The following is a 24,583-nucleotide window of genomic DNA, read 5'->3' as shown; positions in this document are numbered from 1 at the left end:
TTTAATTTGCAATTCATATGATGTATTCGTTGCCATACAAAACTAAGCAATTCTTTTTTGTGCTCATTAAATTGAGTATTGTAGTTGGTGCTTTTTATTTTATCTATCAAAAATTAGCAAATAATGACGAAATTGAATTTTCTGTTTTTGTTGATTTTTTAACAAAAAAGAATGTTTTTTCGGTAAAAACAGTCATTTTGCTAGTCTTTTTAAGCATTTGTAACTGGTTTTTAGAAATTTTAAAATGGAAAAAACTGGTGAGTTTTATTAAAAAAATTAGTTTTAAAAACGCTCTCGAACAAAGTTTAGGCGCATTAACTGCATCATTATTTACACCAAACAGAATTGGCGAATATGGGGCTAAAGCCATTTACTACAGCTCCATTTACAGAAAGCGAATTGTATTAATAAATTTGTTGAGTAATATTTTGCAAATGAGTGTTACCGTTTTACTTGGTGTTATTGGATTTAGCTTTTTTGCACTAGAAAATAATATTGAAATAAACCATTATAAGCTTTCTAGGTTTTTATTAATCGGCATAACCATATTCATTTTAGCAGCCTTCGGATTAACTAAAAGCAACTTCAACATAAAAGGATTTTCATTAAATAAGATAAAACAATTTGTTATTGAATATCCAAAAAACAAACTAGCATTAGGTTTTTTGTTATCATTATTACGTTATGCTCTTTTTTCATTTCAATTTTATTTTTTATTAAGCATTTTTAATGTTGATATCTCCTATTTTAATGCCATGAAAGTGATAACTTCTATGTATTTATTAGCTTCAATAATTCCATCGGTTTTTGTTTTTGATGTCATTATTAAAGGCAGTGTTGCTGTGTATTTATTCTCTTTTATTCAGGTAAACGAGCTCACTATTTTGAGCATTATTATTATTATGTGGCTACTTAACTTTGTGCTACCAAGCTTTTTTGGAAGTTACTATGTACTTAATTTTAATTTTCCTAAAAACAATGATACGTTATGATAATAATTAGCATTATTGTAACTTTTCTTTATCTATTTTTAATAGGATGTTTTGTCTATGGTTTTGATAAAGTAAAATCTTTTTATTTAGAAAATATTCCGGCTAAAACTAAATTTTCTATAATTATTCCTTTTAGAAATGAAGCTGAAAATTTACCAGATTTATTGAAATCTATTAAGTTATTACAATACCCGAAACACCTATTTGAAATTATTTATGTTGATGATGATTCTGAAGATAATTCGGTTACAATTTTAAAGCATTTTATAAATTCAAGACCATTAGACTGCGCTCAAGGTAACATGTTAATTATTAAAAGTAAAAGACAATCCAATTCACCTAAAAAAGATGCTATAACAACTGCCATAAAAAAAGCTAAATATGATTGGATTATTACCACAGATGCCGATTGTATTTTACCAAAGTACTGGCTCGATAGTTTTGATGAATTTATACAAAAAACAAAACCAAAATGTATTGTAGCTCCAGTTACTTATATTAAACAAAAGCTTTTTTTACACAAGTTTCAATTACTTGATATTTTAAGTTTACAAGGCGCTACTATAGGCGGCTTTGGCATCAATAAACCCTTTTTATGCAACGGTGCTAATTTTGCTTACCAAAAAGCATTATTCAACGAATTGAATGGTTTTAACGGAAACAACAACATTGCAAGTGGCGACGACATTTTTTTTCTAGAAAAGGTCTTAAAATCACACCCAAAACAGCTTGTCTATTTAAAATGTGAACAAGCTATTGTAACAACAAATTCTCAACCAACTTGGAAACATTTACTATCTCAACGTATTCGTTGGGCATCAAAAACAAGTGCTTATAACAATTGGTTTGGTAAACTTACTGGACTTATTGTTTTACTTATGAATGCCTTAATAATTATAGGCTTATTACTATCCGTTTTAAATGTTTTTAACTATAAAATTTGGCTTTACATATTAATTATTAAGTTAAGTATTGACTTCTTTTTAATTTATAAATCAGCAAACTTTTTTAATCAAAAAGACATTTTAACCAGATACTTTCTTGGTTTTTTAGTGTATCCTTTTTTTAGTGTTTATGTAGCTTTTATTTCTGCTTTTTCTAATTACAAATGGAAAGGAAGAGATTTTAAAAAATAGATTAAATTTACAACTATGAATTTTTTAAATAAAACCTCTAACCCAGCATTTACAAGTTACTTTTTTGGCGGTGGCAAAACGAATGCTAAAACCATGAGTGTTACTGGTATTTTTATAAAATCTATGCTTTCTATAGCTATAATGGTCATTATCTCATTTGGTGTATGGAAACTATATAGAGATGGTGCAGACATAAAATGGTATTCAATGGGTGGGATGCTTGCAGCTATTATTATTAGTATTGTAATTTCTGTTCGCCAACATTGGGCACATGTTTTAGTGCCACTCTACGCAATTGCCAAAGGTTTTTTTCTAGGTAGCATTAGTATTTATGCACATGCACGTTTCCCTAATTTACCATACCAAGCAATAGGAATTACTGTGGTTACATTTTTTGTAATGCTTTTACTTTATCAAACCAGAATAATTATAGTGACTAAAAAACTACGAAGTGTAATTATTACTGCCGTTGCAAGTATATTTGTGATTTATATCATTTCTTGGATTTTAAGCTTTTTTGGTATTAAAGTGTTTATTTGGTGCACCTCATGGCCTGCTATTATTTTTAATATTGCCGCAGCAATATTTGCTTCTTTATCATTACTTCTGGATTTTGATTATATAGAACGCCACAAAAACAGATCACCAAAATACAAGGAATGGTTAGCAACTTGGGGACTTTTAGTAACTTTGGTTTGGCTATATGCCGAAATTTTGAGGTTGATGCGAAAACTCGCCATTAGGTTTTAATGCTTTAATTAAAAATTGGATGACTTCACTCAACCTGATAACTTTAACCTAATTTACGTTGATAATTATAGGTAAATTAAATTCTGTAGTTACTTGTTGTCCACGTTTAATGGCGGGAAATATTTCAGGTAATGAATCCAGGCTTTTTTTAAGCAAGCTTTTAATATTCGGAATTTCTTGACTTGTAATGGAATCCATTTCTGCTTCAAGCATATATATATCACCTTCTTTAGTTGCTTGAAATTTTAACAATAATGTATCATTAATATCTTGGGAAACAACAAGTCTTTCATTTTTTAAAAACTCCCAAATATGCAATGTTAAAACACTTTGAAAACAGCCTTTTCTATCTTCTTTTACTGACAAGGAATCGCATTCAGAAAAACTAGGGTATTCATCAACATCATTCCAATTAAAAGCTTGTAACTCTTCATTTAAAATAGCTTCTGAAGATGTTTTTTTTACATTAAAATACTCGCAAGATGTGAGCATTAAAACAAATATACCAACAAAAAAATGCCTCATGGATTAGAAGTGAAACCGAAAAGTACGATTTTATTCTAAAATTTAATCTTAATGAGATATCTATTTGTAACATTTGGCATGGTTTTACGTCTTAATATTGTAAAACTTAAATACATTTATGGATATTATTTTAATTATTATTGCTGCCCTTGTTATGATTTTAGGTGTAATTGGCAGCTTTTTACCTGTTTTACCAGGACCACTTACAAGTTGGGTAGGACTTTTAATTCTTCATTTTACAGATGCTGTACCAATGGACAAATCTTTTTTAATTATTACTCTAATTATTGCTATTGGTATTTGGCTATTAGATTATATAATTCCAGCAATTGGCACAAAACGATTTGGTGGCACTAAATATGGAATGATTGGTACTACAATAGGGTTAATTGTTGGCTTAATTTCACCAATACCTGGAGGCATTATTATAGGACCTTTTATTGGCGCTTTAATAGGCGAATTAATTAACAAAAGTGATTCTAAAACAGCAACTAAAGCTGCATTTGGTTCTTTTATCGGTTTTTTAACTTCAACTTTTATAAAATTTGTTGTGGCTATTATTTATTTAGGTCTTTATATTGGAATTTTATGGGATTATAGAGAAGGCTTATTTCAATTATAAAAAGAAGAAACCCTGTGGGTCTCTCACCTCCACAGGGTTTATTTGTAAATTGCTATTATCAACAAAAAATTGAGGGATTAATTAATTTTTTGAAGTGTTGATAGTCAAATATAAATATAACATCTCACTTTGAACTGTGGGAAACCCGTAATGCTTTTACGGGTAAATAGTAGAAATGAAGTATAGCAGTGGTTTTGGTCGTAAAAAAAAGTACACCTTTTAAAAAAAAAAATTATTTTTTAAGCTAATTGTAAGATTTTACCTAAACAAAGCCTTTCTCACGTGCCTTATTCAATAAGGTTTCATCTTGTCCATCATTCACTTCAAAAATTTCTCTAAGTTGTTTTTTTCTCTTTTCAATAGCGCTTAAAGATATGTCTAAATGTGATGCAAGATTTTTTGTTTTTACGCCTTGTGATAAAAGGTGAAGTATTTTTCTGTTTTTTTCATCAATTACAATATCGCTTGTAATTGCTTTTCTAATATGGTTGTTTACCGTTCCGCTATAAAAAGGCGGATTAGTTAAAACTTTTTGAAACGCACTGGCTAATTCGCTAGATGTTAAATCACTTTTAATTAAAAATCCTTCCGGATTGATTGTTCTTATAATGTTATGAATTCTAAATGATTCATTAAACATTGTTAAAATAATAATTTTTGCTTTTGGTAATATCTTACGAGCGTATTCAGCTAAATCTTCACCAGAGCTCATTTGTCCGTCTGTTGAGGGTGGTAAACTTATATCTACAAATAAAACATCATATGGTTTTTCTTGTAACGATTTATCCATATACATTATGGCTTCATCACAATTATTTGCAATATCAATATGTAATTCTTGATTATCTTTTTTTGTAAAAAGTAATGTGTTTTGATAACCTTCAATAATCATAGGATGGTCATCAATCATTAGTATTTTTATTTTTTCAGTCATAATATGTGGCCGTTAGGATATTGGCGCCTCTATTGTTACTGTTGTTCCTATGTCTTTTTTAGATGTTATATTAATGGTTCCGTTAATTTCTTTTATTCTGGAATTCATATTTTTTAAGCCAATACCTGACTTTGCTTTATTTACATCGAATCCGGAACCATCATCAGTCAGTGTTAAGCAAATTACGTTATTTTTTAGTTTAAAACTAATTTTTACATGGGTTGCATTAGCATGTTTATATATATTGTGTAAAGATTCTTGAATAATTCTATAAATATGAATTTTCATTTTATTAGAAATAGAATCCCAATTTATCGCATCATCATGTTCTAAATCATATTCTATTTCATAAGCTAATGCCTGTGTTTCTACTAATGTTTTAATTATATCTATAAAACCAGATCCAGAAATAAAATCGGTATTTAACTCATGAGATACTTTACGTATATCCTGCTCAATAGCTTTGAGTTCTTCTATATACTGGCCTCTTGTTTTTACAGCTTCAACACTATTACTTAAATTCAAGCTATCTAGACTTAATCGCGTACCAAATAACCGGCCTAAAACACCATCATGTAATTCTTCTGAAATTCTTTTTTTCTCTAATGATCTAGCTTCTTCAATATTTTCGTTTTGAGATAGCATGAGGTTATAAATCTCTTCGTTGGTTTCTTGTTGTTTTTGTATAAACTGTAATTCTTTATTTTTATTTCTTTGGGTAATAATCAGATATAATAAAAAAGCTGTTAATATTGTTCCTATAGAGATTATTAGAAGCCATGAACGCTCTCTTGCTATTTTTACGTTTTCTTGTTCTATTTGACTAGTTTCAAATCGTATTCTGGCAAATTTATCACGTTTTGCCCTTTCACTTTTTTGCAAGCTGTCACTAAGTTTTATATAATCTTTTAAAAACTTATTAGCTACTTCACCACTTTCTATTTTTGATAGTAAAAGTAGAGATTTTAATAAATCATCATTATTGTAAAATTCTGAAATTTTCTTAGCATTATAAGCATAATATTTAGCAGAATCTTTTAAGTTTAAATTATTGTAATATTCTGCTAAATGTTGGTGAATGATTATTGAGTTATACTTATCATTAATGCTATCACATATGTTTAAAGCTCTAAGATATAAACCTGGTAATTTTTTTGAATTTCCTGAGAGATATAATGCGTTTGCATAATTACCTAATGCTAAAACATAGACATCAGGATGTTCAGTTATTAATTTTTTGTTATTAAATATTTCATCATATTTTTCAAAAGCTAAATTATATTGTCCTGAACGCCGGTAGACTTTTATTAGATTATTTAATGTAAGCCCTTTGCTTCTATTAAAATCTCCTTGTAAATTGTTTTTTAAAGAAAGTGATAACTCAAGGTACCTTACAGCTTCATCAAATTGTTCCAATTCATCGAATACAATTCCTAAATTATTATAAATATAAGCTCTATATTTTTTAATGTTATTATTTTGTTCTAAACTCTCTAATAAAGTGATTACTTCAATTGATGTAGACTCACTCCCTGTATAATCCTTATCAAGACACTGAACAACTGCAATACCATAAAGTGTTATAGCTGTTTCATATTTAAGTTTATATTTTCTAAAAACTTTTTCAGCTTTTTGAAAATAGGTGTAAGCACTATCACTTAATAGAGAATGCCTATACAATTCTCCTATTTTGTAATGCTCTTGTGCAACAGAAACAGAATCAAGTGTTTTAGAAATTGCTATATATGATTTAATAGAATCTATTTTACGCAATTTATCATCTATTTGAGCATTTGCGTAATTAAGTCCTACTAAGAAGCAAACTAAAATTTTAAAATATTTCAATATTGAGAATAATTTATCTCAAATGTATTTATAATTTTTCAATATTATTCAATAAAAAAAGCCCTGTGTAATATCACAAGGCTTATATTTATTAAAATTATAATCTAATCATGACCACTACCCCCAGTATAAGGCACTTGTTCAGTTTCTGGAGATTCTAAAACATCACCTTCGTTTAAGTCTTGTTTTGTACAAGAAGTAAATGCAACAAAAAGTAATGCTAAGATTAAAGTAATTTTTAGGGATTTCATATTATTTTCGATTTTAAGGTTATACTATTTTTCTATTTGTTTTAATTAAAAACTGTTAACTAAAATTTTGAAAAAAATCTTAGTTGAGGGAAAAATGGATAATTAACATAAAATCGATTGCATAATATTGCAGAACGATTACTTATAATATTTTTTGAGGGGGAATAGACTTATAAAGTCTGAATGGATTAATTTTCTTAAAATGAACTTAGGGATAACGATTTGGTCGCTCTTTTAAGAGTGGCTAAATTAGGTTAAAGTGTATATGATATAATAATATATTCGATAAAGTGTATTATTTTATCGATAAAGTGTATTTTACTGTTAACAACTTTGTTGATATCCTTTAAAGTGTAGATTTGTTTTTTATCAAGCTAGTTTTAACAATTTTAGTTTTTACATCTTTCTCTTCAGAAGGATTTTGAATTCTATTGATTAATAATTGAGCTGCATCAGCGCCAATAGTTTTTGCATGTTGCCTTATTGTAGTAAGTTGTGGAAGTGAATAATTTGATTCGGAACTGCTTGCAAAACCTATTACAGAAATATTCTTCGGAACTTTTAACCCTAGATTAACAGCTGTATTAATAGCAATTACACCCGATACATTATCTGCAGCAATAACCCCATCTATAGTTTTATGCTTTTTTAAAAAAGATTTTATTTTTTCAGGGTGATCATCATTCTTATCTATTTTTAGAACCAGAGGTTCGTGTTTTTCACTTTCTAAAATTGCTTTATTGTAACCTCGCTCTCTTAACTTACCAACACTTAAATCGTTAATATTACTAACAAAGGCAATATGTTTTCTTTTTTCTTGAATTAAGCTTTTTGTGGCGTTATAGGTAGCATCAAAATCGTCTACGATTACTTTATCGCACAATACATCGTGTGCTACTCTATCAAACATCACTATTGGTAAGCCTTGTTTAATTGTTTTCTTAAAGTGCTCTATTTCATTATTAACTTGGGTTTCTTCTGCAACCGATAAGATAAACCCGTCTACACTTCCATTTGCCAATAATTGTAAACTTTCTTTTTCTTTTTCTAAAGATTCGTTAGAAATACAGGTAATAATATTATAACCCTGCTTTGTTGCTTCTCGTTCTATACCGAAAAGTACTTTAGCTAAAAACCTGTTAAGTATATTAGGTATAATAACACCTATGGTTTTTGTTTTGTTGTTTTTTAAACTTAAGGCTACTTTATTTGGCTTATAATTATATAACTCTGCCAACTCTTTAACACGCCTAACAGTATCTTCACCAATTTCTTCGCTATTATTTAAAGCTTTAGAAACTGTTGAGATTGAAACATTCAACTCTTTTGCTAATTGTTTTAAAGTAACCATAAATTAGTTATGTGTTTTTATAATATGAAATGCAATTTACAAAATTACTTTTTGCAACTAATAATTATTTTTAGAATGGAGATAAAACAAAAAAGCATCCCAATCTTCTGTAAAGAAAAAAGGAAAGCTTTCCATTGGTTTAACTACTTAAACCTTTGATAAACACTAGGTGTTTACCAAACAACACAACTTCTTTTAATTGCCAAAAAAAGCCCTAATCTCTTAGAGCTTTTAGCAATACTTGCGGTCTGGACGGGACTCGAACCCGCGACCTTCGCCGTGACAGGGCGACATTCTAACCAACTGAACTACCAGACCGTTGCATTATTGCGGTTGCAAATATACATGCCTTTTTTTATATCACAAATCTTTTTTTATGTTTTTTATATATTTTTTTTACTAAGCAAATTTTTGGCGCTCTATCATATATGTAGTGAGGATGTTATTAAAATCTTTATTAATATCAGCCTCAACATATTTAATCTTGTATTGCATACATTTTAATCGTAATGCTTCAAAATAATTATCTACCGCTTCACTATAGCTTTCTTTAATAGAGTCTGCATATAAATTGATATATTCTCCTGTTTCTACATCTACAAACCGTTTAGGTTTATTATCAAAATCGAATTGTAATTCTTTTGCTTTATCTATGACATGAAATAAAACAACTTCGTGTTTATTATATTTTAAATGACGTAAAGCTTCAAAGAGTTTTGTTTCATCTTCTGTTGTTTGAAACATATCAGTAAATAAAAATATCAGAGAACGTCTATGAATTTTTTCTGCTATTTCATGTAAATATTTATACGTTTCGGTTTGCTTATTTTTAGATTTAGAGACAACTGCTTGACTTAAATGATTTAAAAGCATTTGATGATGACGCTCGCTTCCTTTTTCTGGAGCATAATAATCGTAAGTATCACTATAAATACTAAGTCCTACAGCATCACGCTGCTTTTTTAAAATATGCATTAACGATGCCGATGCTAAAACCGAAAACCCAATTTTATTTAAATTATCAATAGAAAATTGATTCATTTTTGGGTAATGCATCGAACTACTATTATCTATAATAATATGACAGCGTAAATTGGTTTCATCATCATAACGTTTAGTATACAGCTTATCTGTTTTGGCATAAAGCTTCCAATCTATATGTCTGGTACTTTCACCATGGTTGTATATTTTATGTTCTGCAAATTCTGCAGAAAACCCATGAAACGGACTCTTATGCATTCCAGCAATAAACCCTTCTACTACTTGCTTAGCTAGTAGCTCCAAATTTTTAAAACCTTCGGCTTTATTAAGTTCGTTTTGTAAATTCATTAAGTTTTTTAAAATCTATTGGGTGATTTTATCTACAATACCATAAGCAACAGACTCATCTGCCCCCATCCAATGATCTCTATTAAAGTCTTTCATAACTTTATCGAAATCTTGACCACAGTTATCTGCAAGTATTTTTGCGCTTAATTCTTTAGTTAAAATAATTTCTTTAGCTGAAATTTCAATATCACTTGCTTGTCCACGTGCTCCACCACTTGGTTGATGTATCATTACACGTGCATGTGGTTGAATAAAGCGTTTCCCTTTTGTTCCTACTGATAACAATATAGATCCCATTGAGGCTGCTAATCCTGTGCAAATAGTAGACACATCACTTTTTAAAGATTTAATACAATCATATATTGCAAAACCAGAAGTTACATAACCTCCAGGACTATTAATATATAATTGAATATCCTTAGTTTCTAAGGCATCTAAATACAATAACCTATCAATAACATGTTTAGCAGAATCATCATCTACCTGTCCCCATAAAAACACTTTACGTTCTTCAATCAATTTACTATCTATAGCGTCTTGTACTTTTGTTGGTTTACTCATTGTTTTATGTTTTTTTCAATTCATCTAAAATAAAAAAAAGGTTTACCATAATGGCAAACCTTTTTAACTTTCTTTATTTTATCTACTATAAAAGTGAATCTATAGCTTCAGTGTAAGCATTTTTAGGCGCAACACCAACTTGTCTACCAACTACCTCTCCGTTTTGAAAAACTAAAACTGTAGGTATGTTACGTACACCATATTTTGCAGCAAATTCTTGATTAGCATCAACATCTACTTTACCAACAACGGCTTTACCTTCGTATTCATTACTAATTTCTTCAATAATAGGTCCAACCATTCTACATGGTCCGCACCAAGCAGCCCAAAAATCTACAAGTACTGGTTTATCACTTTTTAAAACCGTTTCTTCAAACATTGCATCTGTTATTTCTAATGCCATAATATTTATCTTTTAATATGTTCTTAATTCATTTTAATTACACAAAATTAGTCAAAAAAATCTCTAAAGCTTACAAGCTAGCAATTTGTTTTGCTTATAGCCACATTGTTTCCAATTATTTAAAGCATTTTGACACATACCTATTACTATCGGGACTAGGCTATCCACTTTACCTTTTTACTATTAAAAGCAAAAAGGATACCACTTCTATACCTTACTCAAAAAGACGTTTTTTCAATGAAAAACTATTTAATTCAACTTAAACCTAAAATTCTGAGCCTCTAATTCGCTTATTAGCTCTTGAGACACTTTTACTTTTTGCTTTCTACTAGGCATCGTTAGCTTGATTTTTTCTTTAGCATCGTAAACTAAAAAATGTATAGCCTTACTCCCAGGGTGCATATGTAGCAATTCTTTTAAAGCCGTTATTTTCTGTTCATTTAAATCATTAATATCGACCTGTATAGAAAGTTTTTTGGCGTAATTCTCCATTACATCATGCAACAACTGAAAACTATTAAACTGTAATCTCGGGTCGCTTTTTTTACCTGTATCTTTATTTACCCAACCTTCGCGAATAAATGTTTTAACAAACACAAAGTTGTTTTTCATTAAAAAATGGCGAAACTTTAAATACTCTTCACCAAAAATCCTGAATTCAAAACTATCTGTATAATCTTCAATAGTAAATAATGCCCATCCTTTACCTTGTTTACTTACACGATGTTGCACATCGGTAACCACACCTCCAAAAACAATTTCTCTATTCACATAAGGCTCTAGATTATTAAACATGGCTATAGTTCCGTTACAAAACGTTTTCATTTCTGTTTTAAAATCATCTAATGGATGACCAGAAATATAAATACCCACCACTTCGCGCTCTTTTCCAAGTTTTTCCATAGTGCCCCATTCTTCACATGGTGGTACTTGTGGTTCAGCAATTTGCACATCACTAGCAGCACCAAACAAACTTACTTGAGCAGAATTTTCGTTTTCCTGGTGTTTTGCTCCATATTTTATTGCTTTTTCTAAAAACGTAATTCCATCTCCTTCATCATGAAAAAATTGTGCACGATGTGTATCTCCTAAACCATCAAAACCTCCTGCTAAAGCTAAGTTTTCAAAAGCTTTTTTATTGGCTGCACGCAAATCTATACGCTTAGCTAAATCGAAAATAGATTTATAAGGACCGTCTTTTTTTCTGTTTTCAACAATGGTCATAACTGCCCCATGACCAACTCCTTTTATTGCTCCCATTCCAAAACGTACTGCATAATCTTTATTTACAGAGAATTTGTAAAACGACTCGTTTACATCGGGACCAAGTACATCTAGCTTCATACGCTTACATTCTTCCATAAAAAATGTAACCGATTTTATATCGTTCATATTATTAGAAAGAACCGCTGCCATATATTCTGCTGGGTAATGCGCTTTTAAATATGCTGTTTGATAAGCTATCCACGCATAACATGTAGAGTGGGATTTGTTGAATGCGTAACTCGCAAAAGCTTCCCAGTCTTTCCATACTTTTTCAAGAATTTTAGCGTCGTGTCCGTTTGCACTAGCCTGCTCTATAAACTTAGGTTTCATTTTATCAAGTACCGCAATTTGCTTTTTACCCATTGCTTTACGAAGTACATCGGCTTCACCTTTTGTAAATCCTGCTAATTTTTGAGACAACAACATTACCTGCTCTTGATACACCGTAATACCATAAGTTTCTTTAAGGTATTCTTCCATTGCAGGTAAATCGTAATCAATCTCTTCATCACCATGTTTTCTACGCACGAAACTTGGAATATATTCCATTGGTCCAGGACGATAGAGCGCGTTCATTGCAATTAAATCTTCAAAAACCGTTGGTTTTAAATCTCGAAGGTGTTTTTGCATTCCGGGAGATTCGTATTGGAATACACCAACTGTTTCTCCACGCTGGAATAAAGCATATGTTTCTTCATCATCAAGTGGGAAATTCTCAGGATCTAGTAAAATATCATGTTTTGCCTTTACAATTTTTACGGTGTCCTTTATTAAAGTTAAAGTCTTTAATCCTAAGAAATCCATTTTTAATAACCCAGCGTCTTCCACAACCGAGTTATCAAACTGCGTAACATACAAATCGGAATCCTTAGCGGTAGCAACAGGAACGAATTTTGTAATATCATCAGGTGTTATAATAACTCCACAAGCATGAATACCTGTATTACGAACAGAACCCTCCAAGGTTCTTGCAAGATTTACAGTTTCGGCTTCTAGCCCATCTCCTTCCGAAATATTTAAAAGTTGATTTACTTTTTCTAAATCTTCAGCCCTAAATTTCTTTCCTAATTCTTTTTCATCTAAACCAAAAATCTTGTTAAGTTTAGACATGGTTGGTATTAATTTAGCAATCCTATCGGCATCAAATAGTGGTAAATCTAATACACGTGCTGTATCTCTAATAGATGACTTTGCAGCCATGGTACCATAAGTAATAATTTGCGCTACTTGATTGCTACCATATTTATTGATAACGTAGTCCATAACACGACTCCTGCCTTCATCATCAAAATCGATATCAATATCTGGCATACTAATACGGTCTGGATTTAAGAAACGCTCAAAAAGCAAATCGTACTTAAGCGGATCTATATTGGTAATCCATAAACAATACGCAACAACCGAACCTGCTGCCGAACCACGACCCGGACCAACCGAAACATCCATATTTCGGGCTTCTCGAATAAAATCTTCAACAATTAAAAAATAGCCTGGATAACCTGTATTTTCAATAACACTCAATTCAAAATCTAATCGTTCTTTAATCTCATCTGTAAGTTCTTCACCATAACGCTTTTTGGCACCTTCATAAGTTAAATGTCTTAAATAAGCATTTTCGCCTCGTTTACCTCCATCTGCTAAATCTGCTTCATCCTTAAATTCATCTGGAATATCAAAGGCAGGTAACAATACTTCTCGCGCCAATTGGTAGGTTTCAACTTTATCTACAACTTCCTGAATATTACTAATAGCTTCGGGAATATCTTTAAACAAAGCCTTCATCTCATCAGACGACTTAAAATAATAGTCCTGATTAGGTAAACCATAACGATAACCACGCCCTCTACCTATTGGTGTAGCTTGCTTTTCGCCATCTTTTACACACAACAAAATATCATGAGCGTTAGCATCTTCTTTTTTGCAATAATAGGTATTATTTGTTGCAACTAACTTAACATTATGCCTTTTAGAAAACTCAATTAAAACTGTATTTACGCGGTTTTCATCTTCCTGCTTGTGGCGCATTAGCTCTATGTACAGGTCATCTCCAAATTCTTCTTTCCACCAGAGCAAAGCTTCTTCAGCTTGATTTTCACCTATATTTAGAACCTTGCTAGGAACTTCTCCATATAAATTCCCTGTTAGTACAATTAGATCTTCTTTATATTGTTGTATGAGTTTTTTATCAATTCTTGGTAAATAATAAAACCCATCAACAAAGGCGTGCGACGATAATTTTGCAAGATTATGATAGCCATTTTTGTTTTTAGCCAGCAATACAATTTGATAGCCATTATCTTTTCTGGTTTTATCTGTATGGTCTTCGCAAACAAAAAACTCGCAACCAATTATCGGCTTAATTTCTTTTGCTTTAGGAGTTTCCCCTTTTTCGATAGCAACTTCATTTTTAGCCTTTACTGATTTGTTATGATTACTCACAGCTTTAACAAAATGAAAAGCTCCCATCATGTTTGCGTGGTCTGTTAAAGCTACCGCTGGCATATTGTGTTCTGCAGCTGCAGCCACCAAATCGGCTACACTTATAGTAGACTGTAATACTGAAAACTGCGAATGGTTATGTAAATGCACAAAATCGACGTCCTCTAACTCAGATATATTTTGTTTTATTTCTTCGGAAGAAATCTGGCTAGTATCTTCTTTTTTAAGACGTTCTCGAATTTTAGCACTTTCCTGTTTAAGATTGATGTGCTTTAACCCAATAAGTTGAATCTCTTGTGGATTTGCTTCTTTAAAATTCTGAAAATAATCAGGCTGAACATCTAATTCTTCTTTGGTATATTCACCTAAGCGAATCAACTCTAAAAAGCATCGCGTTGTAGCTTCAACATCGGCAGTAGCATTGTGCGCCTCAGCAAAAGGCTGATTGAATAAATGCTCGTGTAACTCTGTTAAGGTTGGTAATTTAAATTTACCATATCGACCTCCGGGAATTTGGCATAAGCTCGCTGTATGTTCTGTACAGGTATCTAAAACTGGTAATTCTTGCAAAGGGTTTACAACATTTTCTCTTACAAATTCGGCTCCCATAATATTGAGGTCGAATTTTACATTTTGCCCTACAACAAATTTAGTTTTACTTAATGCAACATTAAACTTTTCTAAAACCTCTGCTAATGGAATACCTTTTTCCTGAGCTAATTCGGTAGAAATACCGTGAATTTTTTCTGCATCGTAAGGAATATTAAAACCATCAGGCTGTACCAAATAATCTTGACTTTCAATACATTTACCCATGGCGTCATGCAATTGCCATGCAATTTGAATACATCTTGGCCAATTATCAGTATCTGTTATAGGCGCATCCCAACGTTTTGGTAAACCTGTAGTTTCGGTATCAAAAATTAAATACATTCTTAGAGTTTAAATATCTGTTGCTAAGTCGTTTTAGAAATTAAAAACGAAGTGCATAAAAATACATAGAATTAATACTTTTTTAAAGTGAAGTTATTAAGAGTTGTAAACAAAAAACGCAACCTAAAAAGGTTGCGTTTATCTTAACCAAAAATTAATATTTATGACACTAATTCTTCGTGTACTTTTTCTGTGTTTATGGCTGCTTGAATTGCATTTTTTTGCTTAATGAGCAAAGAATCTATACTTGGTGGTAAATTTCTGTCTTTTAAAATCTCATTGTATTCATCAAGACTAGCTTCTTCACCTCTAATAGCCTCTTCTAAAATAGCTTCTTCATTGTTTGAACTGAATAGCGATTTTAAACTCATCCAATTTCTGTGCAATGTACCTTTAAAACTTCCTGAATCTTCAGGAACTTCGCCATAACGTAAGATTTCTGTGCGTAATTCTTTAGCAAATTCGCTTCTTTCAGAAGCTCTTCTTTTAAAGAACATTTTTAATCTATCATTGTTTACATTATCAATAGCATTTAAATACCCTTTTTCGGCATCATAATTTTTTATTAATAATTCGTTTAATTTGTTTGAAATTTCTTCTGTGTACTTCATAATTCATTCTCATTTTAAATTCCAATAAGTTCTTTTAAGATGCGTATTGTTTCACATCTGCAATTATAATATAAAGGACAAACACAATAATGTCAAGGGATTTAACAACGTTTATGATGATTTTAACATTAACAGGCTTATTTTAACATCTCAAAATTTCATGATTAATTCAAATAAGGTTTTTAGTTGATTTTCAAAAAGTTAAATCAGCCTTAATATTTTATTGAAAATTAAAAATAATAAAGTATCTTTGCGCCCTCATTAATAACCGAGGTCGAGAACCTCAAATAATTAATTATTATGCCAGTAAAAATTAGATTACAAAGACACGGTAAAAAAGGGAAACCTTACTATTGGATTGTTGCAGCTGATGCACGTTCAAAAAGAGATGGTAAATACTTAGAAAAATTAGGTGCTTACAATCCAAACACAAATCCAGCAACTGTAGAATTAAATGTTGATGGTGCGGTAAAATGGTTACAAAATGGTGCACAACCAACCGATACTGCAAAAACGTTGTTATCTTATAAAGGTGCAATGCTTAAAAATCACCTTGCAGGTGGTGTTAGAAAAGGCGCTTTAACTGAAGAGCAAGCAGAAGCAAAGTTTACTGCTTGGTTAGAAGAAAAAGAAGCTAAAATTCAAGCTAAAGCAGAAGGTTTATCAAAAGAGGAAGCAAAAGCTAAAGCTGATGCCTTAGCAGCAGAAAAAGCTGTTAATGAAGCACGTATTGCTGCCGCTGCTCCTGTTGTTGAAGAAGAAACGCCTGAAGCTCCTGTTAATGTTGATGCTACAGAAGAAATTGCAGCGTTAGAAGAGGCCGCTGAAGAAGGTGCTGCTGCTGCTGATACAGAAGTAGCTAAAGAAGAAGAATAAAAAAACATTATTTTTTATACTTTTAAACTCCGATAATAATTATCGGAGTTTTTTATTTGTAAAAAGGATTTTTGCGTCATACTGAATTTATTTCAGTATCTCAAAACATATTATAAATACATGAGACCCTGAAACAAGTTCAGGGTGACAAATAAATTAATTTGTCATGAAGAAAGAAGATTGTTTTTATCTAGGCAAAATTGTTAGAAAATATAGTTTTAAAGGTGAATTGCTTATCAAATTAGATACTGATCAACCTGAATTATATGAGAACCTAGATGCCATGTTTGTTAATGTAAGAAATACATTAATCCCATTTTTTATTGAAAGTTCTCAACTTCATAAATCAGATTTATTGCGCGTGCAATTCGAAGATGTAAATGATGAGGCAGATGCCGATGCTTTAATAAAAAGCGAAGTATATTTACCTCTGGAATTCCTTCCAAAATTAGAAGGAAATAAATTCTATTTTCATGAAATTATAGGTTTTACTATGCTTGATAAAAACTATGGTGAGGTTGGTAAAATTGTTGGTGTTAATGACTCTACTGCACAAGCTCTTTTTGAAGTTGAAAATAGTGGAAAGGAAATATTAATTCCTATGAATGACGAGTTTATTTTAGAAGTAAACAGAGAAACTAAAACTATTTTAGTTGAAACCCATGAGGGTTTAATTGATTTATATCTATAATTTTGAAACCTTTCAAATTCAAACAATTTCAAGTCAATCAAGACCAATGTGCCATGAAAATAGGGACAGACTCTGTTTTACTTGGCGCTTGGACATCTATAGAAAAATTGCCTTTTTCAGTTTTAGACATTGGTTCTGGCACAGGTATTTTATCTCTTATGCTAGCACAACGAAGCAATGCGGAAGTTATTGACGCCCTTGAGATTGATGATAACGCTTATGAGCAATGTGTTGATAATTTTGAGCACTCTCAATGGGGAGATAGATTATTCTGCTATCATGCATCTTTAGAAGAATTTGCTGAAGAAATTGAAGACCAATACAATTTAATTATTTGTAACCCTCCTTTCTATTCTGAAAATTACAAAACTGAAAGTCAACAGCGTGATTTAGCACGTTTTAATGACGCTATGCCTTTTGAACACTTATTACAAAGTGTTTCAAAATTGTTAATTCAAGATGGTTTGTTCTCAGTTATTATTCCTTTTAAAGAAGAAGAACGCTTTGTAAGTTTAGCTTCAAAATTCAACCTCTACCCAAACAGAATATTGCATGTAAAAGGAAACCCAACTTCAGAAATTAAACGAAGTTTGATAGAATTTACATTCAACAAAAGTGATATCAAAAAAGAGGTCTTAATTATTGAAACCGAACGCCATCGCTATACCGAAGATTATATCAATCTTACCAAAGATTTCTATTTAAAAATGTAATTATATTAATAAAGATTAATTAAATTTGAAGGATTAAAATGATGAATTCTCAAAAATATTAGAGATTCATTAATTATTTTCTTTTAAACCTTTAAAATTTGTCTTTATGAGACCAGACTTATTCGAAGCTCCAGATTATTATAATTTAGATGAGTTACTTACAGATGAACATAAATTAGTTAGAAACGCTGCACGAGAATGGGTAAAGCGTGAAGTTTCTCCAATTATAGAAGAATATGCGCAAAAGGCGGAGTTTCCAAAACAAATTATAAATGGTTTAGCAGAAATTGGGGCTTTTGGCCCATACATCCCCATGGAATATGGCGGTGCTGGATTAGATCAAATTTCTTATGGTTTGATCATGCAAGAGATTGAACGTGGAGATTCTGGCGTACGTTCTACATCATCAGTACAATCATCATTAGTTATGTATCCTATCTGGAAATACGGCAATGAGGAACAACGTAAAAAATATTTACCGAAACTTGCTTCTGGAGAATGGATGGGTTGCTTTGGCTTAACAGAACCAGATCATGGTAGTAATCCAGGAGGAATGGTAACCAATTTTAAAGACAAAGGCGACCACTATCTATTAAATGGTACGAAAATGTGGATAAGCAATGCTCCTTTTGCACAGGTAGCTGTAGTTTGGGCTAAAAATGAAGAAGGCCGTATTCATGGTTTAATCGTAGAACGCGGTATGGAAGGTTTTTCAACACCTGAAACCCATAATAAATGGTCTTTAAGAGCATCTGCTACTGGCGAGCTTATATTTGATAATGTAAAAGTGCCTAAAGAAAACTTATTACCAAATAAATCTGGTTTAGGAGCACCTCTTGGGTGTTTAGATTCTGCTAGATATGGTATTGCTTGGGGCGCCATTGGTGCTGCCATGGATTGTTACGATACTGCACTTAGATACAGTAAAGAACGTATGCAATTCGGTAAACCCATAGGTCAATTTCAATTACAACAAAAAAAGCTTGCTGAAATGATTACCGAAATTACCAAAGCACAACTTTTAGCTTGGAGATTAGGTGTTATGAGAGAAAATGGTACTGCAACCTCAGCTCAAATATCTATGGCAAAACGTAATAATGTAGATATGGCCATTAATATTGCTCGTGAAGCTAGACAAATACTAGGTGGTATGGGTATTACTGGAGAGTATTCTATAATGCGACACTCTATGAATTTAGAAAGTGTAATTACTTATGAAGGAACTCACGATATTCACTTACTCATTACAGGTTTAGATGTTACTGGTTTAAATGCTTTCAAATAGTTTATTAAGCAACTCAATAATAGAACTCTAAGTCTTTCTTAAAGAAATCTAAAAAGTTAATATTTCTTATCTTTACTCAAAAAATGAAAAAGATAACATATTTAATACTATGTTGTGGTATTCTCTATTTGAATTGCAATAGTGAAACATCTATACTTGAAGAACAAGAAGAAATTCTAGAGGAAGCTGAACCAGAGACAACCGATGAAAGTGAAACTTCTGAGGAAGAAAATGATGATGACGATAATGATAATTCTGAATCACAAAACACATATAAAATTTTATCATTAGGGGATAGCTACACTATAGGGCAAAGTGTATGTGCTAACTGCCGCTTTCCAGAACAATTAAAGGATAGTTTAGTAAGTAATTTTGATAGTGAGAATCAATTTGAATTAAAAATAGTTGCTACCACAGGTTGGACTACTACTAATTTAATTGATGCCATTGATAGAGAAGATCTTAAAGATGAATACGACTTAGTAACGCTTTTAATAGGTGTTAACAATCAATATCAAAACAAACCCTTTTCAATTTACGAAAGCGAATTTCCTCAACTTGTAAACACAGCAATTTCTAAAGCTAAAGGTGATAAGAATAATGTTATTGTAGTTTCTATTCCAGACTATGCTTTCACACCATTTGGAAATGGCAATACAGCGATTTCAACCGAAATTGACAACTATAATAATTTTGCAGAAAATTATTGTTCTACAAATGAGATAACCTATGTATATATTACAGATATTACCAGAATGGGGCTAGACAATACTAATTTGGTAGCTGCTGATGGACTTCACCCATCCAAACTTGCTTATAGTATGTTTGTTGAACGTATCTTACCATTAGCTATAGAAAAGATAAAAGATTAAGCCATTATATTTATATAAAACTTTGCAGAGGCGTTTCTATTTGAAATGCTTTTTGTTTACATTTACTTTATGTTTTCATCCAAAAAAAGACTAGACAATGCATACAATAAATCAAAAATTATTGATTTTGATGATGATAGTAAATTCATTTTGTTTAGCGATTGTCACCGTGGCGATAATAGTTTTGCAGATGATTTTGCCAATAACCGAAACATTTATTTTCATGCTTTAAAACACTATTTCGCCGAAGGTTTTCAATATTGCGAACTTGGTGATGGCGATGAGTTATGGGAAAACCTGTCGTTTGAGTCTATTTTAAATGCACACAAAAATGTTTACATGCTCATGAAACAATTTCATGAACAAAACAAATTACACATGATTTGGGGAAACCATGATATGGTGTATAGAGATGAGAATTATGTCAAAAAGCATTTATCTACTTACTTCGACCCAAAAACAGGAAAAGACGAAGAGTTACTTACAAATATAAAATATCACGAAGGCATTGTTTTAAAACATTGTATGACTGGTCAGGAACTATTTTTAACACATGGGCATCAAGCCGATTGGTGGAATTTTTTATTTTGGAAATGGAGCCGATTTATGGTTCGTGTTCTTTGGAAACCTCTAAATGTTATGGGAATTGCAGACCCTACAAGTCCTGCTAAAAACTACAAAGAACTTATTAAAGTTGAGCGAAGAACTAAAAAATGGATATCTGAAAACAACAATTTACTTACCATAGTTGGTCATACTCACCGACCACGTTTTCCAGAACCAGGTGATATAGCTTTTTTTAATGATGGTAGTTGTGTTCACCCAAGAAGTATAACAGGTATTGAAATTGAAAATGGAGCTATTTCGTTAATAAAATGGCAAATTTCAACAAAAGATGATGGTACCTTACAAATCGTTAGAGTACTTTTAGAAGGACCACGAAAGTTGATAGATTATAAAACCGTATAAAACAATTATACCGAGAAACTAACTTTCTGGAGCAAGTTCAACTTCTAAACCTTCCATATCTGGCGTCATAGGTATTTGGCAACCTAAACGACTGTTATCTTTAACATCAAAAGCTTCTGAAAGCATTGCTTCTTCATCGTCACTCATTTCTGGCAATTCTGTATTACTAGTTACATAACATTGGCAAGAGGCACACATTACCATTCCTCCACAAATACCAATAGTTCCCTCTGGTGCAAGCTCATAAGATTTTACAACTTCCATTAGGTTCATTGCCATATCTGTAGGTGCCAACACCGTATGCGCAACTCCTTCTCTATCAGTTATTTTGATTTTAATATCCACCATTAAAAAAATTTAAGCGCAAAAATAAGCAAATAAGTTTTAAAAAACTATAATTCCTACTAATTTAATAGACTTAACAAAATTAGTAGAGTTTTATTGATAACATACTCATTTTTTTATGATTTTACTTTGAAAACCTCAATAACATATAACATTAAACCTGACATAAGTCATATAATTGCCTATATGATTTAATTAATTTCGTAGGGTATCTTTCAAGTAAAATAGAACTACATATGAGTTCAATACAAAAAAATAAAGACTCATTTATCCACTCTGGCACTATTTCAAAAATAAACAGAGATACCATTATTGTTAGTTTAGAACAAAATATACATTGTGAATCCTGTCGTGCAAAAGCAACATGTGGGATTTCAGATTCAGACACAAAAGAAGTTGAAGTACTAAATTTAAATGATTCATTTAATTTAAATGAAAAAGTAAATGTTGTATTAAAAAAAACATTGGGTTTAAAAGCTATGTTTTGGGCATATGTTTTTCCTTTTATATTAATGTTTTTAACATTAATAATAGCATCTGGTTTTTTAAAAGAATGGGTAGCAGGATTATTGTCACTATGCGTGCTTATTCCTTATTATCTATTACTCTATTTCTTAAAAAACTCATTAAAAAAAGCTTTTAAAATTTCAATTATTAAAATTTAACAAGGATATGACAGATTCAGTATTATATAGTGTCCTTTTATTAGTTTCCTTAGGAGCAATTGCTGCCATTGTACTATATGTAGTTTCTAAAAAATTCTATGTATACGAAGACCCTTTAATAGCTGAAGTTGAAGATATATTACCTGCTGCCAATTGTGGTGGATGCGGCTCTCCAGGATGTAAGGCTTTCGCCGAAAAACTAGTTACAACCGAAGATATTTCAGATTTATTTTGTCCTGTTGGTGGTAATGATGCCATGAAACTAGTCGCCGAAATTTTGGGTAAAGAAGTCGCTGAAAAAGATCCAACTCTAGCTGTTTTACGTTGTCAAGGTGGTTGTGATGTAAGACCTAAAACAACCGAATACCAAGGTCCAAGAAATTGCGCTATTTCTGCTATGATTTATAGTGGAGAAACCGATTGTCAATATGGTTGCTTAGGTGATGGAGATTGTGTAGCAGTATGTAAGTTTGATGCTATGTATATGGACGAGGAAACAGGCTTACCAGTAATTATCTCTGACAAGTGTACATCATGTGGTGCATGCGTTGAGGCTTGCCCACGCGACATTATTGAAATGCGCCCAAGACACAAAAGAGATTTAAAAATATTTGTTGGTTGTTTAAACGAAGATAAGGCAGGTATTGCTAAAAAAGCTTGTGAAGTTGCCTGTATTGGCTGTTCTAAATGTGATGATATTTGTCCAAAAGACGCTATTACAATGGATAATAACTTAGCATATATTGATCCCGTTCTCTGTACATTATGTAGAAAATGTGTTGATGTTTGCCCTACACACTCCATTATTGAAACCAATTTTCCACAAAAAAAAGTAAAAAAAGTAGAGCCTAAAGTTGAAGTAAATGTTGAATCTGAAAACTTAAAAACTGATGCTTAAAACATTTCCAAAAGGCGGTATTCATCCTCCAGAAAATAAAATAACATCATCTATAGGCATAAAAAAAATGCCTGTACCAAAAGTAGTGTATGTCCCAATTTCTCAACATATAGGTATTCCAGCAGAAATCATTGTTGATAGAAAGGATAAGGTGGAAATAGGACAAGTTATTGCAAAATCAGGTGGATTTGTTTCTTCTAATATTCACTCTCCAGTGGCCGGAACAGTCACCAAACTAGATAAAATTATTGATACAAGTGGCTATAAAAAACAATGTATTGTAATTCGAACTGATGCTAAAGACGAATCTAACTTTGAAGACATTGAATACCCTCTAAAAAAAGAAATAAAATTAGATTCTAAAAGTATCTTACAAAAAATAAACGATTATGGAATTGTGGGGTTAGGTGGTGCTACATTTCCATCTCATGTTAAATTGAGCGTTAAAGAAGGTACGAAATTAGACCACTTAATTATTAATGGTGTAGAATGCGAACCTTACCTTACTGCAGACCATCGTTTAATGCTCGAAAAAGCTGAAGAAATAATTGTTGGAATCAAAATTTTAATGTTTGCTTTACATATAGACAAAGCTATCATTGGCATTGAAAATAATAAACGTGATGCTATAGATATTTTTAAAAAACTCACTTTAAAAGAAGACGGTATTAAAGTCGCAGCTTTAAAAGTTAAATATCCACAAGGTGGTGAAAAGCAATTAGTACATGCTTTACTAAAAAGAGAAGTCCCTAAAAACGGATTACCATTAGATGTTGGTGTTATTGTACATAATATTGGAACTATTTATGCTATTTACCAAGCCATTCAACATAACAAACCTTTAACAGAACGCGTAGTTACCGTTACCGGGAAAAAATTAGAAAACCCTTCTAATTATTGGGTAAAAATAGGCACACCAATTACAGACTTAGTTAATGAAGTTGGTGGTTTACCAGAAGGCACTCGAAAAATTGTGAATGGCGGCCCTATGATGGGAAAAGCTATTAAAAACACTGATGTTCCCGTTACAAAAGGAACTTCTGGAATTTTAGTGATTTCTGAAGATGAAGCTAGCAGAGGTGAGCCTAAAAATTGCATCCGTTGTGGAGAATGTGTAGATGTATGCCCAATGGGATTAGAACCTCATCTTCTAATGAATTTATCTGAAAAAGGCATGTATGAAAAAGCTGCTTTCGAAGATATTATGACTTGCATTGAATGTGGTTCCTGTAGTTATGTATGTCCTTCGCATCGTCCATTACTGGATTATATCAGGTTTGGAAAAAATATTGTCAAAAAATTAAATACCGCTAAAAACTAA

Annotated in this window: 24 protein-coding genes and 1 tRNA gene; 13 read left to right on the top strand and 12 right to left on the bottom strand. The window is 31.4% G+C overall.

The features are described 5' to 3' along the window. Window positions 1-17: 17 nt before the first annotated feature. The 3 genes from MBM09_RS03700 to MBM09_RS03690 are packed head-to-tail and all read left to right on the top strand — an operon-like array spanning window position 18 to window position 2,878. Entirely contained in the window at window positions 18-992 is a 975-nt protein-coding gene (locus MBM09_RS03700) for a lysylphosphatidylglycerol synthase domain-containing protein (RefSeq protein ID WP_238675508.1), read from the top strand. After that, window positions 989-2,128: a glycosyltransferase gene (locus MBM09_RS03695; RefSeq protein WP_238675507.1), complete on the top strand. Its 1,140-nt coding sequence runs from the start codon at window positions 989-991 to the stop codon at window positions 2,126-2,128. The genes MBM09_RS03700 and MBM09_RS03695 overlap by 4 nt, the downstream gene beginning before the upstream one ends. A gap of 15 nt (window positions 2,129-2,143) precedes the next feature. Next, window positions 2,144-2,878, top strand: coding sequence for a Bax inhibitor-1/YccA family protein (locus MBM09_RS03690; protein WP_238675506.1), 735 nt, complete (start codon window positions 2,144-2,146; stop codon window positions 2,876-2,878). 48 nt (window positions 2,879-2,926) lie between these two features. Here the strand turns inward: MBM09_RS03690 and MBM09_RS03685 are convergent, their stop codons facing one another. After that, window positions 2,927-3,403 carry a hypothetical protein gene (locus MBM09_RS03685; RefSeq protein ID WP_238675505.1) on the bottom strand — a complete coding sequence of 159 codons (477 nt, stop codon included), beginning with the start codon at window positions 3,401-3,403 and terminating at the stop codon, window positions 2,927-2,929. A 118-nt stretch (window positions 3,404-3,521) separates the two neighbouring features. On the opposite strand from MBM09_RS03685, the gene MBM09_RS03680 reads away from it, so the two are divergent. Next, on the top strand, window positions 3,522-4,025 hold the full coding sequence (locus MBM09_RS03680) for a DUF456 domain-containing protein (RefSeq protein WP_238675504.1): 504 nt from the start codon (window positions 3,522-3,524) through the stop codon (window positions 4,023-4,025). A gap of 262 nt (window positions 4,026-4,287) precedes the next feature. Here MBM09_RS03680 and MBM09_RS03675 read toward each other — a convergent pair whose 3' ends face one another. The 10 genes from MBM09_RS03675 to MBM09_RS03630 all read right to left on the bottom strand — a co-directional run bounded on the left by MBM09_RS03675 (window position 4,288) and on the right by MBM09_RS03630 (window position 15,948). Next, complete coding sequence (locus MBM09_RS03675) at window positions 4,288-4,959, bottom strand: response regulator (protein ID WP_238675503.1); 672 nt, start codon at window positions 4,957-4,959, stop codon at window positions 4,288-4,290. 12 nt (window positions 4,960-4,971) lie between these two features. Then, complete coding sequence (locus tag MBM09_RS03670; RefSeq protein ID WP_238675502.1) at window positions 4,972-6,804, bottom strand: sensor histidine kinase; 1,833 nt, start codon at window positions 6,802-6,804, stop codon at window positions 4,972-4,974. 104 nt (window positions 6,805-6,908) lie between these two features. Further along, window positions 6,909-7,055 carry a hypothetical protein gene (locus tag MBM09_RS03665; RefSeq protein WP_238675501.1) on the bottom strand — a complete coding sequence of 49 codons (147 nt, stop codon included), beginning with the start codon at window positions 7,053-7,055 and terminating at the stop codon, window positions 6,909-6,911. Between the two features lie 346 nt (window positions 7,056-7,401). Further along, window positions 7,402-8,406: a LacI family DNA-binding transcriptional regulator gene (locus tag MBM09_RS03660; protein ID WP_238675500.1), complete on the bottom strand. Its 1,005-nt coding sequence runs from the start codon at window positions 8,404-8,406 to the stop codon at window positions 7,402-7,404. A 244-nt stretch (window positions 8,407-8,650) separates the two neighbouring features. Continuing rightward, window positions 8,651-8,724 (bottom strand) — tRNA-Asp (locus tag MBM09_RS03655). 81 nt (window positions 8,725-8,805) lie between these two features. Beyond that, window positions 8,806-9,735, bottom strand: a complete 930-nt coding sequence (locus MBM09_RS03650; protein ID WP_238675499.1) for a DUF58 domain-containing protein — start codon at window positions 9,733-9,735, stop codon at window positions 8,806-8,808. Between the two features lie 15 nt (window positions 9,736-9,750). Then, window positions 9,751-10,296, bottom strand: coding sequence for a ClpP family protease (locus MBM09_RS03645; RefSeq protein WP_238675498.1), 546 nt, complete (start codon window positions 10,294-10,296; stop codon window positions 9,751-9,753). 85 nt (window positions 10,297-10,381) lie between these two features. Then, window positions 10,382-10,699 carry a thioredoxin gene (trxA, locus tag MBM09_RS03640; RefSeq protein WP_238675497.1) on the bottom strand — a complete coding sequence of 106 codons (318 nt, stop codon included), beginning with the start codon at window positions 10,697-10,699 and terminating at the stop codon, window positions 10,382-10,384. 249 nt (window positions 10,700-10,948) lie between these two features. Then, on the bottom strand, window positions 10,949-15,337 hold the full coding sequence (dnaE, locus tag MBM09_RS03635) for a DNA polymerase III subunit alpha (protein WP_238675496.1): 4,389 nt from the start codon (window positions 15,335-15,337) through the stop codon (window positions 10,949-10,951). 161 nt (window positions 15,338-15,498) lie between these two features. Continuing rightward, window positions 15,499-15,948, bottom strand: a complete 450-nt coding sequence (locus MBM09_RS03630; RefSeq protein ID WP_238675495.1) for a PA2169 family four-helix-bundle protein — start codon at window positions 15,946-15,948, stop codon at window positions 15,499-15,501. Window positions 15,949-16,248: 300 nt separating this feature from the next. On the opposite strand from MBM09_RS03630, the gene MBM09_RS03625 reads away from it, so the two are divergent. The 6 genes from MBM09_RS03625 (at window position 16,249) to MBM09_RS03600 (ending at window position 21,354) form a co-directional block, all read left to right on the top strand. Next, complete coding sequence (locus MBM09_RS03625; protein ID WP_238675494.1) at window positions 16,249-16,824, top strand: 30S ribosomal protein S16; 576 nt, start codon at window positions 16,249-16,251, stop codon at window positions 16,822-16,824. A 166-nt stretch (window positions 16,825-16,990) separates the two neighbouring features. After that, the gene (rimM, locus tag MBM09_RS03620; RefSeq protein ID WP_238675493.1) at window positions 16,991-17,515 is read left to right on the top strand and encodes a ribosome maturation factor RimM; all 525 of its coding nucleotides are present in this window, start codon (window positions 16,991-16,993) and stop codon (window positions 17,513-17,515) included. Continuing rightward, entirely contained in the window at window positions 17,515-18,228 is a 714-nt protein-coding gene (locus MBM09_RS03615; protein ID WP_238676311.1) for a tRNA1(Val) (adenine(37)-N6)-methyltransferase, read from the top strand. Before rimM ends, MBM09_RS03615 begins: the two co-directional genes overlap by 1 nt. Window positions 18,229-18,334: 106 nt before the next feature. Continuing rightward, window positions 18,335-19,513: an acyl-CoA dehydrogenase family protein gene (locus tag MBM09_RS03610; RefSeq protein ID WP_238675492.1), complete on the top strand. Its 1,179-nt coding sequence runs from the start codon at window positions 18,335-18,337 to the stop codon at window positions 19,511-19,513. 83 nt (window positions 19,514-19,596) lie between these two features. Continuing rightward, window positions 19,597-20,385, top strand: a complete 789-nt coding sequence (locus MBM09_RS03605) for an SGNH/GDSL hydrolase family protein (RefSeq protein WP_238675491.1) — start codon at window positions 19,597-19,599, stop codon at window positions 20,383-20,385. A 69-nt stretch (window positions 20,386-20,454) separates the two neighbouring features. Next, a complete protein-coding gene (locus MBM09_RS03600) occupies window positions 20,455-21,354 on the top strand; it encodes a metallophosphoesterase family protein (protein ID WP_238675490.1) in 900 nt (299 codons plus the stop codon). Window positions 21,355-21,372: 18 nt separating this feature from the next. On the opposite strand, the gene MBM09_RS03595 is transcribed toward MBM09_RS03600, so the two are convergent. After that, window positions 21,373-21,702, bottom strand: a complete 330-nt coding sequence (locus MBM09_RS03595; RefSeq protein ID WP_238675489.1) for a 2Fe-2S iron-sulfur cluster-binding protein — start codon at window positions 21,700-21,702, stop codon at window positions 21,373-21,375. Window positions 21,703-21,935: 233 nt separating this feature from the next. On the opposite strand from MBM09_RS03595, the gene MBM09_RS03590 reads away from it, so the two are divergent. From MBM09_RS03590 to rsxC, 3 genes are read left to right on the top strand one after another with little or no spacing between them, the layout of a single operon-like run. Continuing rightward, window positions 21,936-22,364 carry a SoxR reducing system RseC family protein gene (locus MBM09_RS03590; RefSeq protein WP_238675488.1) on the top strand — a complete coding sequence of 143 codons (429 nt, stop codon included), beginning with the start codon at window positions 21,936-21,938 and terminating at the stop codon, window positions 22,362-22,364. A gap of 7 nt (window positions 22,365-22,371) precedes the next feature. After that, the gene (locus MBM09_RS03585; RefSeq protein WP_238675487.1) at window positions 22,372-23,262 is read left to right on the top strand and encodes a Fe-S cluster domain-containing protein; all 891 of its coding nucleotides are present in this window, start codon (window positions 22,372-22,374) and stop codon (window positions 23,260-23,262) included. Next, complete coding sequence (rsxC, locus tag MBM09_RS03580) at window positions 23,255-24,583, top strand: electron transport complex subunit RsxC (RefSeq protein ID WP_238675486.1); 1,329 nt, start codon at window positions 23,255-23,257, stop codon at window positions 24,581-24,583. The genes MBM09_RS03585 and rsxC overlap by 8 nt, the downstream gene beginning before the upstream one ends.

The sequence above is a fragment of the Flaviramulus sp. BrNp1-15 genome (assembly GCF_022259695.1).
Lineage (GTDB): Bacteria > Bacteroidota > Bacteroidia > Flavobacteriales > Flavobacteriaceae > BrNp1-15.
This window is presented reverse-complemented; position numbering and strand designations above follow the sequence as displayed.